Here is a 16355-nt window from a genome sequence, read left to right on the forward strand (position 1 = left end):
GAAAGCAACCATGCATGAGCTACCCGAGATGCCACCCCGCGCTGCGCTGATTGCCGGCGAGTGGGTAACGACCCCCCATACGCTGCGTGTGGAAGCGCCGGCCACCGGCGAGACGCTCACCGAGATCGCCCGTTGCGGGGCGGAGCATGTCGAGGAGGCCGTGAGGGCCGCACGGTGCGCCTTCGACGGCAAACTGGGCGAATGGCATCGCTGGTCGGCCCGCCAGCGCGGCGAGTGGCTGTTTGCCTTCGCCGCCGCCATCGACACCGATGCCGAGGCGCTGGCCGCGCTGGAATGCGCCGATACCGGCAAGCCGATGAGCCAGGCCAAGGGCGACATTGCCGTCTGCGCACGCTACTTCCGCTTCTATGCCGGTGCCGCCGACAAGCTTCATGGCGAGACGATCCCGTTCGAGAACGACTTTACGGTGCTGACCCTGCGCGAGCCGTTCGGCGTCTGTGCCCAGATCATTCCCTGGAACTACCCGGCGCAGATCTTCGGGCGCTGCGTGGCCGCCGCGCTGGCCGCCGGCAACAGCGTGGTCCTCAAGCCCGCCGAGGACGCCTGCCTGAGCGTGCTGCGCCTGGCCCAGATCGCTGTGCGCTGTGGCCTGCCGTCCGGCGTGCTCAACGTGATTCCCGGCCTGGGAGGCGAGGCGGGCGCGGCATTGTCGGCGCATGCGCTGATCGATCATCTGTCGTTCACCGGCTCGCCGGCCACCGGCACGCGGGTTACCCAGGCCGCGGCGGCCAATCACGTGCCCGTGACCATGGAGCTGGGCGGCAAGTCCCCCCAGGTGGTGTTCGCCGATGCCGATCTCGACACTGCACTGGCGGCGGTAGTGCGCGGCATTATCCAGAATGCCGGCCAGACCTGCTCGGCGGGCAGCCGCTTGCTGGTCGAAGCGAGCTGCTACGACGCAGTGATTGCCGCTCTTGCCGAGCGTTTCTCGGCGCTGCGTTGCGATGCCGGCGAGAAGGACCCGGATTGTGGCCCGCTGATCAATGCCCGCCAGCGCGAAAAACTCGAGGTGCGGCTCGCCGCGGCGAAGGACGATGGCATTCGTGTCGCGGCCGCCGGTCAAGTGGCCGGGGGCGCGCCCGGCGGCGGTCACTTCGTGGTGCCGCAGATGCTCGTCGACATTCCCGAGTATCACGACGTGGTGCGCGAGGAGCTGTTCGGTCCGGTGCTGGCGGTGCAGCGCTTCGACGACGAGGACGATGCCGTGCGTCTGGCCAATGCCACCGACTTCGGTCTGTGCGCCGGCATCTGGACCCGCGACGGCGGACGCCAGCTGCGCCTGGCCAAGCGCATCCGCAGCGGTCAGGTGTTCGTCAACAACTACGGCGCCGCCGGCGGGATCGAGTTGCCGTTCGGCGGGGTGCGACGCTCCGGCCATGGCCGCGAGAAGGGCTTCGAGGGGTTGAAGAGTTATACGCAACTGAAAACCGTCGCCATCAAGCACGGCTGAGGATAACGACAATGACCTACAAGATAGCGGTGTTGCCGGGTGACGGGATCGGCCTCGAGGTCGTGCCGGAGGGGTTGCGCGTGCTGAAAGCGGCGGCCAAGCGCTTTGACCTGCCGCTGGAATGCGAGGCGTTCGACTTCGCCAGCTGCGCCTATTACATGGCGCATGGCGACATGCTGCCGGACGACTGGTACGAGACGCTGATGCGCTTCGACGCCATCTTCTTCGGTGCGGTGGGCTGGCCCGATACGGTGCCCGATCACGTCTCGGCGTGGGGCTCGCTGCTCAAGTTCCGGCGCGCCTTCGACCAGTACGTCAACCTGCGCCCGTGCCGGCTGATGCCGGGCATCGAGAGCCCGCTCAAGGGGCGCGGGCCGGGCGACATCGACTTCATGGTGGTGCGCGAGAACACCGAGGGCGAATACTCGCGCCTGGGCGGGCGCGTCTTCGAGGGCACCGACCGCGAGGTGGTGCTGCAGGAAACCATCATGACCCGCACCGGGGTCGACCGGGTGCTCAGGTACGCCTTTGAGCTGGCAGCCACCCGCTCCCGTAAAAAGCTGACCTCGGCGACCAAGTCCAACGGCCTGTCGATCTCGATGCCGTACTGGAACGAGCGGGTCAGGGCGATGCAGGCGAACTACCCGGACGTCAGCGTCGATCAGTTCCATATCGATATCCTCACCGCCAACTTCGTGCTGCATCCCGACTGGTTCGACGTGGTGGTGGCCAGCAATCTGTTCGGCGACATTCTCTCCGACCTGGGCCCGGCCTGTACCGGCACCATCGGCATCGCGCCCTCCGGCAACATCAACCCCACCCGCGAGTACCCCAGCCTGTTCGAGCCGGTCCACGGCAGCGCGCCGGACATCGCCGGCCAGGGCATCGCCAATCCCATCGGCCAGATCTGGTGCGGGGCGATGATGCTCGAGCACCTGGGCGAGATCGAGGCCGGCAAGGCCATCGTCGGCGCCATCGAGGCGGTCATGCAGCGCAGCGACCCGAGCGTGATCACCCCCGACCTCAAGGGCAACGGCACGACCGAGACGCTGGGCCGCGCCATCGCCGAGGCGCTGGCCGCAGGTGGCGCGCAACCCCAGCCAGCCATCGAGGAGCAACGGGCATGAGCAAACCCTATCGTGTCGGCATGGTGGGCATCGGCCTGATGGGCCACGGCATCGCCACCAGCCTGCTGCGCCACAATCATGCGTTGTGTTTTCTCGACCATCCCGGCAATCAGCCTGTGGACGATCTGCTCGACAAGGGGGCGACACTCAAGCGCAGCGCCCGCGAGGTCGCCGAAGCCTCGGAAGTCGTCATCCTGTGTGTCACCGGCACGCCGCAGGTGGAAAGCGTGCTGTTCGAGCCGTGCGGGGTGATCGAGGGGCTGGGCGCGGGGAGCATGGTCATCGACTGCTCCACGGCGATTCCCAGCTCCACGCTGAAAATCGCCGAGCGGGTCGCCGCGGCAGGTGGGCAGTTCCTGGATGCGGCGATGACGCGCACCCCCAAGGAGGCCGCCGAAGGCCGGCTGAATCTGATCGTCGGCGCGCCGGACGAACTGTTCCGCGATGTGCTGCCGCTGTTGCAGGACTTTGCCGAGAACATCACCCATGGCGGCCCGGTGGGCTCCGGTCACAAGCTCAAGCTACTGCACAACTACGTGTCGCTGGGCTTCACCGCGGTACTCGCCGAGGCTGCCTCGGCGGCACGCCATGCCGGGATCGCCGACGATGTGTTCCTCGAAGTGCTCGGCAATGGCGGCGGTGCTGGGGTGGTGCTCGAGCGATTGCGTCCGTTCATCGCCGCCGGCGATCCCTCGGGGTTTCGTTTCAGCCTCGCCAACACGCTCAAGGACGTCGGCTACTACAACGCCATGGCCGAGGACGTGAAGGCGCCGCACAGTGTGGCGGGGGCCATCGAGGCGCTGTACCGCGAGGTCAACGAGCAAGGGCATAGCGAGCGGCTGGTGCCGGAGCTGATTCGTATCCTGGAAACGCGTTAACGCCGGACGCCACCGTCGCGGATGGTGGCGAAGTAGCCGTCGCTGCCGATCTGGCCGCCCTTGAAGGCGATCTCCAGGCCATCGAAGCGCGCGTCATCGCTGTAGGCCGTGCACAGCGGCGACCCCGGCGTCTCCGGCAATGGCAGGCGTGCGGTCAGGGCGTGTATGTCCAACTGCTGCAGGGCATGACTCGAGGTATCGCCGCCGGCGACCACCACGCGGATCAGACGTTCGGCAATCACCAGCTCGCGCAGGATCTCGCCCAGGCGCCGACCGATGCCGTGGCGAGCCTGTTCGGTGTTCAGCGCCGGATCGGCGGCATCGGGGCCCAGCGCGGTATGCAGGATCACGCTGTCGCCGGCCTGCAGGGCCGCCAGGCCGCGCTGCAATGCCTCGTCGCGTGCCGCCTCGGCGCTTGCCGGGTCGGCCAGCCGGGCGGCGTCCACGGCGATGGTCTGAAAGCCGTGTTCTTGCACCCAGCGGATCTGCCGGGCGGTGGTTTCCGAGCAACTGCCCGAGACCACGGCGATCCGCTCCACGCCGCCGGGATCGGCAAAGCTTGGCGACGGGCCGATCAGCCCTTGCCTGCGCCATTCGAGAATCAGCGCGTACTCGACACCGGAGGAGCCCACGACATAGCTGCCACCAGTCTGGCGCGTGCGCCACAACTGATGGCCGACGCTGGCCTGGGTGGCTTCATCGATGACGTCGTAGAGTAATGCTTGATGACGGCGTTGCCAGTCGTCGATGCGCCTGTCGATGTCGTCAGCAGTCAACGAGGCCGGGTCCACAAGGCCGATATCCAGCGTTGTTTGCTCGGCCAGGTGGCAACGCAGGTCGGCTTCGCGCATCGGCGTCACCGGATGGCGCGCCATCACCGGATGCCGGTCGATGCGATACACGTCGCCCCGATAGGCCGCGAACAGTTGGCCGAAGGCGGTATAGCGCTTCATCTGCGGCACGCCGACCACGATCGGCACGCAGGCCTGGCCGAACACCTCGCGCCCGATTTCCAGTGCACAGCCGATGCTGCCGGTCCCGGGCGCGCTGTCGAAGGTCGAGCAGGTCTTGTAGTGGCACAGCCCGGCACGGCGTTCACGTAGCCAGCTCAGCGCCGGCGTGAGGTGCTCGTGCATCCAGGCCGGCGACTCGCTGCGGCTGGTGCCGGCCAGGCCGAAGGCTCGGCACGCCGCGAAGCGGGTCAGCTGCGCATCGTCGGGGATGGCCGTGAACAGCACCGTCGGCACGCCCCGACTGCTCAAGGCCTCCAGGGCATCGGTCGAGCCGGTGAGATCATCGCCGTAGTAGGCGATGAGTGTCTCGGGTGCGCTCATGGGAAGGTCTCCAGGGCCTGGGCGAGCTCGCGATGCTCGCCGGCATAGGCCTCCAGCGTCACGCCCTGAACGGCGGCGTCCCAGGCCTGGCGCAGGCTCTTCACGCCGCTGGCGATGCCGCCGGGGTGGGCCATGATGCCGCCCCCGGCACAGAAGATCAGGTCGGTGCTGCCCAGCGCCTGGTAGGTATCCACCGCCTGACGTGCCGTCTGGCCGGAAGAGAATACCGGGATCACCTCGCAGCCCGGCGCCGGTGGCGAGAACATCGGCGTCAGGCAGGCACGGGCGCTGGCGATCACACTATCATCGGCCTCGCTGAACTTGTTGGCCAGGCCGTTGACGTGGATGTGATCGACCCCGGCCAGGCGCCACAGCTTTTGATAAGCGATGAAACTCATGCCCAGGTGCGGCGAGCGACTGTAAATGCCCCAGCCGGCGCGATGACCGTGCAGGGCCAGCCGGCAATGCCGGCGCAGGTGCGCCACGCCGGTCAGCCCCACGCTGTTGAGCGCGACCATGGCGCAGGTGCCACCGGCCGCCGCCACGTAGTCATGATGGCGCAGCATGGCATCCAGATCATCGGTGATGTTGAAGGCATACATCACCTTGCGCCCGGTGCGTTCGGTATGCGCATTGACAATCGGCATGACCGCATCGACGCGCGCTTCGAACGGGTTGTGCGGCCCGTTGGCCTGCAGTTCGTCGTCCTTGATGAAATCGATGCCGCCCGCGACGAGTTGCTCGACGACCTCGGCGGTCTGCGCCGGCGACAGCCCCACGCTGGGCTTGATGATGGTGCCGATCAACGGGCGCCGCTCGACGCCGGTGAGTTCGCGCGTACCGGCGATGCCGTACTGCGGCCCCGGATAGGTCGCGGCGAAGCTTGCCGGCAGCGTCAGGTCGAGTAATTTGAGCGCCGAGAACTCCTTGAGCTCGAACAGGTTGCCGGCCACCGTCGAGAGCAGGTTGGGCAACGACGGCCCCAGGTTGGCGATCGGCCAGGAAAGCGTGACCTGTGCCCGCTGATAGCGCGGCATGTCGCTGCCCTTGGTCGGACGCGCCGGCAGTGACGGCGTCTCGACGCAGTCGAGTCGCTCGATATGCTCGACGATGGCGCCATGGTTGGCGCGCAACGCGTCGGTCTCGTTGGCCAATCGAGTGAAGGTGCCCGACGACTGTTCGCCGGCCATCGCCTCGGCGGCCCGTTCGACCGGGTAGGGTGTCTCGATGAGATAGCTGGCGTGGATCCGTTCGCTCATGACGACTTCCCCGGTTCAGGTGATGCGGCGGATGCTTTCGGCGATTTGTTCGGGCTCGAAAACCTTTTTCCAGTCATCGCGCATCAGCATCGGCTTGCCGTTTTCGATGGCCTTGTTGCAGGCATCCGAGAACGCTCCGGGCTGCTCGTCGAAGATGACGGCGGAGAGGATGTTCATGTGGCCGAGCAGGAAATCGCGTGCGCATTGCTGGGAGACGCCTCGGGCCACGACTTCATCCATGGCTTCGCGCATCACCGCCAGCAGTGTGGCGCAGACGGTCTCGGAGAGTCCCGGTTCGAGCAGCGCCATCTCGTCGACGCTGACCCGATGCGAACGGTCCACCGGGGCGTAGATCGTCCGGGCGATGCGCTCGCCGAGTGCGAAGCTGTCTTCCGGCCCCTGCATCAGGGCGCTGACGATATGCTGGGTGGCTTTGAGGCCGCCGAAGTAATCCTTCTTGGCGTCCAGCTCCGTCTCGTCGTTGAAGATCGGCGGATGGCATGGGTGGGTGACGAAGTAGGTCAGATCGTCACGCGCAGGCAGATGCCCGGCGAAAGGCGCCGCCGCATCGAGCGTGACGACCATGGTGCCGCTTTTCATCATTGGCGCGAGCTGGTGGGATATCTTGCCGACCAGCGTGTCCGGTACGGCCAGGATCACTGCGTCGGCATCCGGCACCGCACGCTCGGCATCGCTGCATTCGATGCCCAGTTCCTGAGAGAGCCGCTGTCGTCCTGCCTCGCTGACTTCGATGTGGTCGACCGTGAATTCCGAGTTCTTGAGGTTGCGCGACAGGCGAAAGCCCATCTTGCCGCCGGCGCCGATCAATGCGATGCGTGTCATTGTCGTTGTCCTGCCTTGTCGATGAGAAGAAATGCGAAGCAACTGGTATGATGACATGATAACTACACCTTTCTGTCAAACACGTCTTTGGTCGCAGTCTGTGCCGTGACGGACTGGGCTGAAGTCAGCGAGTGGATTAGATAAGCTGCCTCCCGACCACCGCGAGAGACACGTCATGAGCGATGCCCTGAAGATTTCCCGCCGCAAGCTATCCGACGACGTGTTCGATCGGCTCTACGCCATGCTGCTCAATGGCGAGTACCGACCGGGCGATGGCCTGCCGTCGGAGCGCCAACTGATGGAGCTGTTCGGTGTGGGGCGGCCAGCGGTGCGCGAAGCGATGCAGTCCCTGGAGCGTGCCGGCCTCGTCCGCATCAACCATGGCCAGCGACCCACGGTGACCATGCCGACAGCCTCGGGCGTGCTTGCGCAGATCGAACTGACCGCCATGCATATGCTGTCGAGTTCACCGCAGTCGCTGGCACAGCTCAAGGAGGCGAGGGTCTTCTTCGAACTCGGCATGGTCGCCCGGGCAGCGGAGAAGGCTACGGACGAGGACGTCGAACGATTGCAAACGCTACTCGAGACGCAGCGTGCCCAACTGAACGTTGATGCCGGTGCCTTCATCAAGGCAGACATGTCGTTTCACGTCGCCATTGCCGAGATCACCGGCAATGCAATTTACATTGCGGTCAGCAACGCCATGCTTGATTGGCTGGCGAATTTTCATACCTCTGAGCTGCACTGGAAAGGCAACGAGCACATTACGCTGGAAGAGCATGCGCGCATTCTCGAGGCCATTCGCCGGCGTGACCGCGATACAGCCACAGACGAGATGCGAGCCCACCTCGACCGGGCGGGAAAGCGCTATGTCTTGACATGAGCTGACGCTTGATCGGAACTGGCTGGCGGGTGATGCGAGAGCGCGCCAGAATCGATCGGAGGCTCACTCACCGATACGAATGATTTGAGGTAGCTTTGGCATCTATCCGCTATGGTTGAGGTGACTTCCTCGTAACGGCCTGTTGCAGGGGTGTAGCATGCGCTAGGCTTCTAGAACGTTACCGACCGTGGCGGACGATGACGCCACTCCAGTCAACAGGATGGATGACAGTTTGGACAGTAGAGACAAGGACTTGGTACTGATCATCGAAGACGATGAGCGTCTGGCGAATCTGACTCGAGAATACCTCGAGGCCAATGGCTTCGAGGTGAAGATCGAGGCCGATGGCGCCCATGGGGTCGAGCGGATCGTCGAGCTCGCGCCGGATATCGTGATACTCGACCTGATGTTGCCCGGCGAGGATGGCCTGTCGATCTGTCGTCGCGTGCGTTCCCGCTTTACCGGGCCGATTCTGATGCTGACCGCGCGTACCGACGACATGGATCAGGTATTGGGGCTCGAGATGGGCGCCGACGATTACGTGCCCAAGCCGGTGCAGCCGCGGGTATTGCTGGCGCGCATGCGCGCGCTGATGCGGCGTAGCGACCCGGCGGAGAGCGGCAGCGGCGCGCTGCGCCTGACCTTCGGCAACCTGTTGATCGACAGTGCCACGCGCGAGGCCTGGCTCGAGGATGAGCGCATCGACCTGACCAGCGCCGAATTCGACCTGTTGTGGCTGCTCGCCGACAATGCCGGCCGGGTATTGACTCGCGAGGAGATATTCTCGGCGCTGCGCGGCATCAAGTACGACGGCCAGGATCGCTCCATCGATGTGCGTGTTTCGCGGATCCGCCCCAAGATCGGCGATGACCCCAACCACCCGCACCGCATCAAGACGGTTCGCAGCAAAGGCTACCTGTTCGTCAAGGACGCATGATCGCCATGCGTCGCGCGCTGGCCGACAGCACGTTCCTGCGGGTCTATGCGGCCCTGTTGCTGGCGCTGGTGTTGACCTTCGGTCTGGCGATGCTGGGCTACCTGATCGTCGATCAGGTGCGCCGCGAGTATTACCGCGAGTCCATGGCCGAGGCGCCCATGGCGCTACTGTCGACGCTGGTCGCCGAAGTCGATCCCGCCAAGCGTGAATCCTGGCTGGCCGATCAGAGCAAGCGTCTCGGCATGCAGTTGACCCTGCGCGCGCTCGACGAGCCCGACTTCAACTACTTTCAGCGAGCGCGCCTCGAGGAAGCCCGTCCGCTGGTTTCACGCGATGGTGACGGCAACTGGCATTTGTGGCGGCGCCTGTCCAACGAGCCGCTATTGCTCGAGGCGCGTCTCAGCTCTCTCTCCGAACAACAGCTACGTGGCCTGGTCGGCAGCCTGCGTGTCTGGCTAGAAGGCAAGTACTCCCCCGAATTGCCGTTGCAGAGTCTGATCGACCGTCAGGCACTGCCGGTCTCGCTGTCCCTGACGCCGCCCACGGTACTCGACGAAGAGCAGCTCGAGCGCCTCGCGGACGGCGACGTGGTGATGCATCTGCTGCCCGAGCGTGGCACGGTCTCGGCTTTCGCACGACTCAAGCCGATGACCGATAACAGCGGCACGCGCTGGATACGGGTCGGGCCGCTGTATGCCTTCGACCCCATGCCGCTGGTGCTTACCCTGGGGTTGGTGCTGGTCGCGCTGACGCTGCTGGCGGGAGCGATCTACTTGATCGTGCGCAGCGTCGAGGCGCGCATGGCGCGGCTGGAAAAGGCTGCGACACGCATCGCCGGCGGCTATCTGGATACCCGCGTCAAGGTCGACAGCAGCGACTTCATGGGCCGTCTGGGCATGGCCTTCAATGGCATGGCCGCTCAGGTTCAGTCGTTGATCCGTGCCCAGCAGGAGATGATCCGTGCGGTCTCCCACGAACTGCGCACGCCGGTGGCGCGGATTCGCTTCGCCGTGCAGATGGTCGACGACATGACCGAGCAGGAGGGCGTGCGCCGCCAGCTCAAGGGCATCGACAGCGATATCGAGGAGCTCGACCAGCTGATCGACGAGATTCTCACCTACGCCAAGCTGGGCAGCGACAACGCCAGCGGCGTGCGCCTCGAGGCCGAGACGGTGGAATGCCGCGACCTGGCGGGGCGGGTCGTCGAGGCGCTCGACTCGCTGCATCCGCATATCGAGCTGGCGATCGCCCCCGGCGAGGAGATCGAGGTGGTCGCCGAGCCTCGTTACCTGCAGCGCGCGTTGCAGAACCTGGTCGCCAACGCCTGCCGGCACGCCGAGTCGCGGGTGTTGATCACACTGTCCCGCGATGCCCGGGCGGTCCGCCTGGACGTCGAGGACGATGGCCCCGGTGTGCCCGAGCATGAGCGCACGGAGGTCTTCAAGCCCTTTGCCCGGCTCGACGATAGCCGGACTCGGCGCTCGGGCGGCTACGGCCTGGGCCTGTCGATCGTCCAGAAGATCATGCTCTGGCATGGCGGCAGCGTCGTCGTCGACGATAGTCAGATCCTGGGTGGTGCGCGCTTCAGTCTGCTGTTGCCGGGCACCGCTTCGCCATCGCGTATCGGTAACTGACCGACCCTTCACGAGGTATCACCATGACCGCATCTCACTCAGCGACGCCTGCGCCTCACGATCTGGCCGGCTCCTGGCAGCTGGTGCGCTTCGTCTACTGCTGGCCGGATGGCCGTGAGCTGGCGCCGCTGGGCGACGCCGCAGGCCAGCTGTGCTATCTGCTCGACGCTGATGGCGAGCCCGGACGCATGGCGGTGCAGATCGTGGCGCGCGACCGTCCGCCCTTCGACATGGCCAGCGAAGCCAGTCTGGCGGCGCATTTTCGCAGCGGTTTCGCCTACGCCGGCCAATGGGCGCTGGAGGAAGATCAGGTCCATCACGACGTCGACCTGGCCAGCCTGGCGTGTTGGGAGGGCGCGCGGCTGTCCCGTACGGTGCGGCTGCAGGGCGGCCGACTGACGCTGACCACCGACCAGCCCAGCCCGCAACGGCCCGAGGGCGGGTATGTGACGCTTCTCGAATGGCGGCGCTGATCAGGCCGGCTTGATGCCCTCGAGTACCGCGAACGAGGTCTCCCGCGCGGTACGCAGGAAGTCCTCCATCCATGGCAGTTCGCGGCTTTCCTCGCGGATCGCCGCGAACAGCGTGCTCCATACGCCCTGTTCGCCGAGCGGCAGCGCCTTCACGTAACCGCGCTCGAGATATTCGGTGAGCGCCCAGTTGGGCAGCGCGCAGACCCCGCGACCACTGGCCACCAGTTGCATCATCATGATCGTCAGTTCGGCGGTGCGCACCTCGCGCGGCGCCAGTCCGGCCGGGTCGAGGAACTGGCTGAACACGTCCAGCCGGGCGTGTTCGACCGGGTAGGTGATCAGCGTCTCGTCGGCGAGTTGCGCAGGGGTGACGAAGCCGTGTTCGGCCAGCCGATGCTGCTTGGCCACCGCCAGCAGGCCCTCGTAGCGGAACAGCGGCTCGTAGTGCACGCCGGGCAACGGTTGCGGGTCGGCGGTGATTACCAGATCGAGCTGTTCGCGGGCCAGGGCCGGCAGCGGGTCGAAGTTATGGCCGCTGGGAATGTCGACTTCCACTTCCTGCCAGTGATTGCGAAAGCGGTCGATGGTCGGCATCAGCCACTGGAAGCAGCTGTGACACTCGATGGCCATATGCAGCCGGCCTTGCTCGTCGCCGGCCAGGCGGGCCAGGTCGCGCTCGGCCATGCGCACCTGCGGCAGGATCTGATCGGCCAGCGTCAGCAGACGCTCACCGGCGCGGGTGAAGGTCACCGGACGCGTCTTGCGCTGGAACAGCGGGTTGCCCAGGCGCGCCTCGAGATCCTTGATCTGGTGCGACAGCGCCGATTGGGTGAGGTGGACGCGCTCGGCGGCCTCCACCAGCGAGCCGGCGTCACGCAGGGCGATGAGAGTGCGGAGATGACGTAGCTCGAGCATGTCATGAAAGCCATTCACGTTGATGATTAGATAATTTAGTTTGATTCACCCGGCGGTGCCAGCGAGACTCTTTGGCCAATGGCGACGGTACAAGCCGCCCCATCTTACCGGCTAACAGCAACCGAGGAAGCAACGATGACGCTGGCACATACTCTGGGCTACCCCCGCATAGGCGCTGGGCGCGAGCTGAAGAAAGCCGTCGAAGCCTATTGGCAGGGCGAGAGCGACCAGGCAACGCTTCAAGCCACTGGCGCCGAGCTGCGCGCCCGGCACTGGCAGGCGCAGCGCGACGCCGGGCTGGATTTCGTCACGGTCGGCGACTTCGCCTTCTACGATCAGGTGCTCAACGTCTCGGCGCTGATCGGCGCCGTGCCGCCGCGCTTTGGCGATGTCGCGGGCGCGATCGATCTCGATACCACGTTCCGCATGGCCCGCGGGCGGGCGCCGACCGGCACGCCGGCCGCCGCCTGCGAGATGACCAAGTATTTCGATACCAACTACCACTATCTGGTCCCCGAACTGCAGCCGGGCCAGACCTTTCGCGTCGCCAGCGAGCAGTTGTTCCGCGAGGTCGACGAAGCCCATGGCGCCGGCCATCCGGTCAAGGTCGCGCTGACCGGTCCGCTGACCTGGCTGTGGCTGGGCAAGGAGAAAGCGGCGGCGGGCTTCGAGCGGCTCGAACTGCTCGACGGCCTGGTCGCCGTCTACGGCGAGATTCTCGCGCGGCTCGCCGGGCAGGGTGTGGAATGGGTCCAGCTCGACGAGCCGGCGCTGGTCCAGGATCTGCCGCGCGCCTGGCAGCAGGCCTATGAGACGGCCTACAACAAGCTGCAGTCGGCACCGGTCAAGCTATTGGTGGCGAGCTATTTCGGCGAACTGGGCGACAATCTGAACCTGGCCGCCGGGCTGCCGGTGGATGCCCTGCACGTCGATTGCGTGCGCGCCCCGGAGCAGCTCGAGCGGGTGCTCGACCGGCTGCCGGCCTACAAGATTCTCTCGCTGGGGGCGATCGACGGGCGCAACATCTGGCGCGCCGACCTGGCGGCGCTGCGCGAGAGCCTGGCCACCGCGCGCATGCGCCTCGGCGAGCGGCTGTGGCTGGCGCCGAGTTGCTCGCTGCTGCACGTGCCGGTGGATCTCGGCGCCGAAACCCGGCTCGACCCGGAACTCAAGCGCTGGCTGGCCTTCGCCCGCCAGAAGCTCGACGAGGTGGCGACCCTGGCGCGGCTGCTCGACGGCCGCGGCGAGGCTGCCGATCACGCCTATCTCCAGGCCGCCAGCGAAGCGCTCGAGTCGCGCCGCCAGTCGACGCGCATCCACAAGCCGGCCATCGGCGAGCGATTGGCGGCGGTGAGCGCCGCGGATGCCCGGCGTCCGAGTGGCTACCCGCAGCGCGCCCGGACCCAGCGCGCGCGGCTCGACCTGCCGCTGTTCCCGACCACCACCATCGGCTCGTTCCCGCAGACCGGCGAGATTCGCGCCGCCCGGCGCGCCTTCAAGCGCGGCGAGCTCGACGCGGCGGCCTACGAGGCGCGTATGCGCGAGGAGATCGCCTTCGCCGTCGAGCGCCAGCAAGCGCTGGGCCTCGACATGCTGGTGCACGGCGAGCCGGAGCGTAACGACATGGTCGAATACTTCGGCGAGCAGCTCGACGGCTTCGCCTTCACCGACAACGGCTGGGTACAGAGCTATGGCTCGCGCTGCGTCAAGCCGCCGGTGATCTTCGGCGATGTCAGCCGGCCCGCGGCGATGACGGTGCGTTGGAGCGAGTACGCCCAATCGCTCACCGACAAGCCGATGAAGGGCATGCTGACCGGCCCGGTGACCATCCTGCAGTGGTCGTTCGTGCGTGACGATCAGCCGCGCGAGACCTCGTGCCGGCAGATCGCCCTGGCGCTGCGCGACGAGGTCGCTGATCTCGAGGCGGCCGGCATCCAGGCGATCCAGATCGACGAGCCGGCGCTGCGCGAAGGGCTGCCGCTGCGCCGGGCGCACTGGCAGCGCTACCTCGACTGGGCGGTCGAGTGCTTTCAACTATCGGCCGCCGTGGCGCGTGACGAGACGCAGATCCATACCCACATGTGCTATTCCGAGTTCAACGACATCATCGAGGCGATCGCCGCGCTGGATGCCGACGTGATCACCATCGAAACCTCGCGCTCGGACATGGAGCTGCTCGACGCCTTCCAGGAGTTCGCCTACCCCAACGAGATCGGGCCGGGGGTCTATGACATCCATTCGCCGAATATTCCCCAGGTCGACTGGATGGTTCAACTGATGGACAAGGCCGCCGAGAAGGTGCCCGCCGAGCGGCTGTGGGTCAATCCGGACTGTGGCCTCAAGACCCGCGGCTGGGCCGAAGTCGAGCCGGCCCTGGCCAACATGGTCGAGGCGGCCAGGGTGCTGCGCAAGCGCCATGGCTGAGGTGTGATCCTGGCGCAGAAAAACGACCGCTGTGGCGATCCCGCAGCGGTCTGCAAGACTGTGGACAGGGCATCGAGCGCCAGTGATAATCGTTTAAATCGAATGGTGAGCGCGGTTTTTTGCGATTTTCATTTCAAAAAAACCATCCAATAATGTCGCCATTACTTCACTTTAGAGAACTGGAAATGACGACCCCGACCAAGATACTGTTGCTGACTAGTTCGATCCTCGGCGATGGTGGCCAATCCCGTGGACTGGCCGAGCATTTCAAGCATCAGGTCGCCGAGCGTGGCGATGTGCAGATCACCGAGCGTGACCTGGTGGCCGATGCACTGCCGCATCTGGACAGCGCCGAATTCGCCAGCTGGATGGTGGCCGAGGAGGAGCGCAGCGCCGAACAGCGCGAACTGGCGGCACGCTCCGAGGCGGCGCTCGCCGAGCTGTTCGCTCACGATGTGCTGGTACTGGCGGTGCCGCTCTACAATCTGGGCATTCCATCGCAGCTCAAGGCCTGGTTCGACCGGGTGCTGCGCGCCGGCCAGACCTTTCGCTACACAGAAAATGGGCCGCAGGGGTTGGTCGAGAGCAAGCGCGCCGTGATACTGGCTGCGCGTGGCGGCCAGTACGTCGGCACCGCGCTCGATTCGCAGACGCCTCATCTTCGCCACATGCTGGGGCTGATGGGCATCGAGGAGGTCGATTTCGTCTACGCCGAGGGGCTGGCGATGGGCGATCGACATCGCGAGGCGTCGATCGGCGAAGCCAGGCAGGCGATCGGCCATTACGTTTCATCGCGGCTCTGATCGCGCGGCCGAGAGAAAACTGGGAGAAACTGTCATGCGTCAACTGCTGCAAAACGATGATCTGGGGAAACTGATCATTCGCCTGAGCGTCGGGGTCCTGATTCTGTTCCACGGCATCAACAAGGTCCTTAACCCGGGGAGTTTCGACTGGCTGGGGCAGATGCTCTCGGGCGTCGGTCTACCGGCATTCATCGCCTACGGCGTAGTGCTGGGCGAGATCGTCGGGCCGCTCATGGCGATTCTTGGCTGGCAGGCGCGGATCGGCGGTCTGCTGATGGCGGCCAACATGGTCGTGGCTATCGTGTTGGTGCACCTGCCGCAGTTCTGGACGCTCAACGATCAGGGTGGCTGGACGCTGGAACTGCAGGGCATGTTTCTCTTCGGTGCGCTGGCGGTGATGTTCCTGGGTAGCGGACGCATGGCGATAAAGCCCGACTGATCATGGTCCGGAGGCGTCGCGGCGGCCGTCTTGCTGGTTCGAGGCTTGCTGTGGCGGCCGTCGTCCATGTCTCTTGCGGCGTTGCCCCGCGCGGCATGCCCTTCGGGTGTCGTTCACCGAACGTCGCTGGTGGTCTACCATGGAAGAGTTCAACACACTGACGGATCAGGAAAAATATCATGCAATATCTGCACACCATGGTTCGCGTCAGCGATCTCGATGCTTCCCTGCATTTCTACTGCGAACTGCTGGGACTCGAGGAGATCAGCCGCCAGGAGAGCGAGAAGGGTCGCTTCACGCTGATCTTTCTCGCCGCGCCGGAGGACCGGCAGCGTGCCCGGGAGGAGCGCACCGCGATGCTCGAGCTGACCTGCAACTGGGACCCCGAGGAGTACTCCGGCGGGCGCAATTTCGGCCACTTGGCCTATCGCGTCGAGGATATCTATGCTTTGTGCGAACGCCTTGAGGCCAACGGCGTGACCATCAACCGCCCGCCGCGCGACGGCCACATGGCCTTCGTCCGCTCGCCCGACGGCATCTCCATCGAGCTGCTGCAGCAGGGCGACGCACTGCCGCCGCAGGAGCCTTGGGCGTCGATGGAAAATACCGGCAGCTGGTAAGGGAGTCCATGAAAGGAGCGATCGGATGGCCAGGGCATACTCTCCCATGCCGAGCGCTTCGAGCACGTCACGGCCACATGCAACATGGCCACATGCAACGTGGTACGTGGCGTTTTCAGACAAGCGGTTTGCCGACAGGGTGGCGGGCCATGCGCCAAAGGGTCTACCCTAAAGCTGTTATTCCGGCTTGGAAAGGCTGGCGTCGCGGTGGCGGCTGTCAGCATTCATGTCCCGCCAAGGAGTGGCGTGGTCTCATCACGGCCGGACCGAACGGCGCAATGCAAGCTGGCGAATAGCGTCGGATTGACAACCGGA

15 protein-coding genes are annotated in these 16355 nt (G+C 65.5%); 11 read left to right on the top strand and 4 right to left on the bottom strand.

The features are described 5' to 3' along the window. Positions 1–10 precede the first annotated feature (10 nt). The 3 genes from HALZIN_RS0101465 to HALZIN_RS0101475 are packed head-to-tail and all read left to right on the top strand — an operon-like array spanning position 11 to position 3476. On the top strand, positions 11–1471 hold the full coding sequence (locus tag HALZIN_RS0101465; protein WP_201448162.1) for an aldehyde dehydrogenase family protein: 1461 nt from the start codon (positions 11–13) through the stop codon (positions 1469–1471). A gap of 11 nt (positions 1472–1482) precedes the next feature. Beyond that, positions 1483–2598 carry a tartrate dehydrogenase gene (locus tag HALZIN_RS0101470; protein WP_035575075.1) on the top strand — a complete coding sequence of 372 codons (1116 nt, stop codon included), beginning with the start codon at positions 1483–1485 and terminating at the stop codon, positions 2596–2598. Next, entirely contained in the window at positions 2595–3476 is an 882-nt protein-coding gene (locus tag HALZIN_RS0101475) for an NAD(P)-dependent oxidoreductase (protein WP_031382484.1), read from the top strand. Before HALZIN_RS0101470 ends, HALZIN_RS0101475 begins: the two co-directional genes overlap by 4 nt. Here HALZIN_RS0101475 and HALZIN_RS0101480 read toward each other — a convergent pair. Genes HALZIN_RS0101480 through HALZIN_RS0101490 form a run of 3 tightly spaced genes read right to left on the bottom strand, consistent with a single transcriptional unit; the run spans position 3473 to position 6912 of the window. Continuing rightward, on the bottom strand, positions 3473–4810 hold the full coding sequence (locus HALZIN_RS0101480) for a four-carbon acid sugar kinase family protein (RefSeq protein ID WP_031382485.1): 1338 nt from the start codon (positions 4808–4810) through the stop codon (positions 3473–3475). The genes HALZIN_RS0101475 and HALZIN_RS0101480 overlap by 4 nt on opposite strands. Then, complete coding sequence (locus HALZIN_RS0101485) at positions 4807–6069, bottom strand: ribulose-bisphosphate carboxylase large subunit family protein (RefSeq protein WP_031382486.1); 1263 nt, start codon at positions 6067–6069, stop codon at positions 4807–4809. The genes HALZIN_RS0101480 and HALZIN_RS0101485 overlap by 4 nt, the downstream gene beginning before the upstream one ends. A gap of 15 nt (positions 6070–6084) precedes the next feature. Continuing rightward, a complete protein-coding gene (locus tag HALZIN_RS0101490; protein WP_031382487.1) occupies positions 6085–6912 on the bottom strand; it encodes a phosphogluconate dehydrogenase C-terminal domain-containing protein in 828 nt (275 codons plus the stop codon). 175 nt (positions 6913–7087) lie between these two features. On the opposite strand from HALZIN_RS0101490, the gene nanR reads away from it, so the two are divergent. The 4 genes from nanR (at position 7088) to HALZIN_RS0101510 (ending at position 10839) form a co-directional block, all read left to right on the top strand. Next, on the top strand, positions 7088–7795 hold the full coding sequence (nanR, locus tag HALZIN_RS0101495; protein WP_031382488.1) for a transcriptional regulator NanR: 708 nt from the start codon (positions 7088–7090) through the stop codon (positions 7793–7795). Between the two features lie 220 nt (positions 7796–8015). Then, the gene (locus HALZIN_RS0101500; RefSeq protein ID WP_031382489.1) at positions 8016–8732 is read left to right on the top strand and encodes a response regulator; all 717 of its coding nucleotides are present in this window, start codon (positions 8016–8018) and stop codon (positions 8730–8732) included. After that, entirely contained in the window at positions 8729–10366 is a 1638-nt protein-coding gene (locus HALZIN_RS0101505; protein ID WP_328286624.1) for an ATP-binding protein, read from the top strand. Before HALZIN_RS0101500 ends, HALZIN_RS0101505 begins: the two co-directional genes overlap by 4 nt. A gap of 23 nt (positions 10367–10389) precedes the next feature. Then, positions 10390–10839, top strand: coding sequence for a lipocalin-like domain-containing protein (locus HALZIN_RS0101510; protein ID WP_031382491.1), 450 nt, complete (start codon positions 10390–10392; stop codon positions 10837–10839). On the opposite strand, the gene HALZIN_RS0101515 is transcribed toward HALZIN_RS0101510, so the two are convergent. After that, positions 10840–11754 carry a LysR family transcriptional regulator gene (locus HALZIN_RS0101515; RefSeq protein WP_031382492.1) on the bottom strand — a complete coding sequence of 305 codons (915 nt, stop codon included), beginning with the start codon at positions 11752–11754 and terminating at the stop codon, positions 10840–10842. It lies immediately after the preceding gene. Positions 11755–11889: 135 nt separating this feature from the next. Between HALZIN_RS0101515 and metE the strand changes: the two genes are divergently transcribed. From metE to gloA, 4 genes are all read left to right on the top strand, one after another. After that, entirely contained in the window at positions 11890–14178 is a 2289-nt protein-coding gene (gene metE, locus HALZIN_RS0101520; protein ID WP_031382493.1) for a 5-methyltetrahydropteroyltriglutamate--homocysteine S-methyltransferase, read from the top strand. A gap of 185 nt (positions 14179–14363) precedes the next feature. Further along, on the top strand, positions 14364–14981 hold the full coding sequence (locus HALZIN_RS0101525; protein WP_031382494.1) for an FMN-dependent NADH-azoreductase: 618 nt from the start codon (positions 14364–14366) through the stop codon (positions 14979–14981). Positions 14982–15015: 34 nt separating this feature from the next. Next, the gene (locus tag HALZIN_RS0101530; RefSeq protein WP_031382495.1) at positions 15016–15420 is read left to right on the top strand and encodes a DoxX family protein; all 405 of its coding nucleotides are present in this window, start codon (positions 15016–15018) and stop codon (positions 15418–15420) included. A 179-nt stretch (positions 15421–15599) separates the two neighbouring features. Further along, on the top strand, positions 15600–16040 hold the full coding sequence (gene gloA, locus HALZIN_RS0101535) for a lactoylglutathione lyase (protein WP_031382496.1): 441 nt from the start codon (positions 15600–15602) through the stop codon (positions 16038–16040). Positions 16041–16355: the final 315 nt, after the last annotated feature.

The organism is Halomonas zincidurans B6, from assembly GCF_000731955.1.
GTDB classification, from domain to species: domain Bacteria; phylum Pseudomonadota; class Gammaproteobacteria; order Pseudomonadales; family Halomonadaceae; genus Modicisalibacter; species Modicisalibacter zincidurans.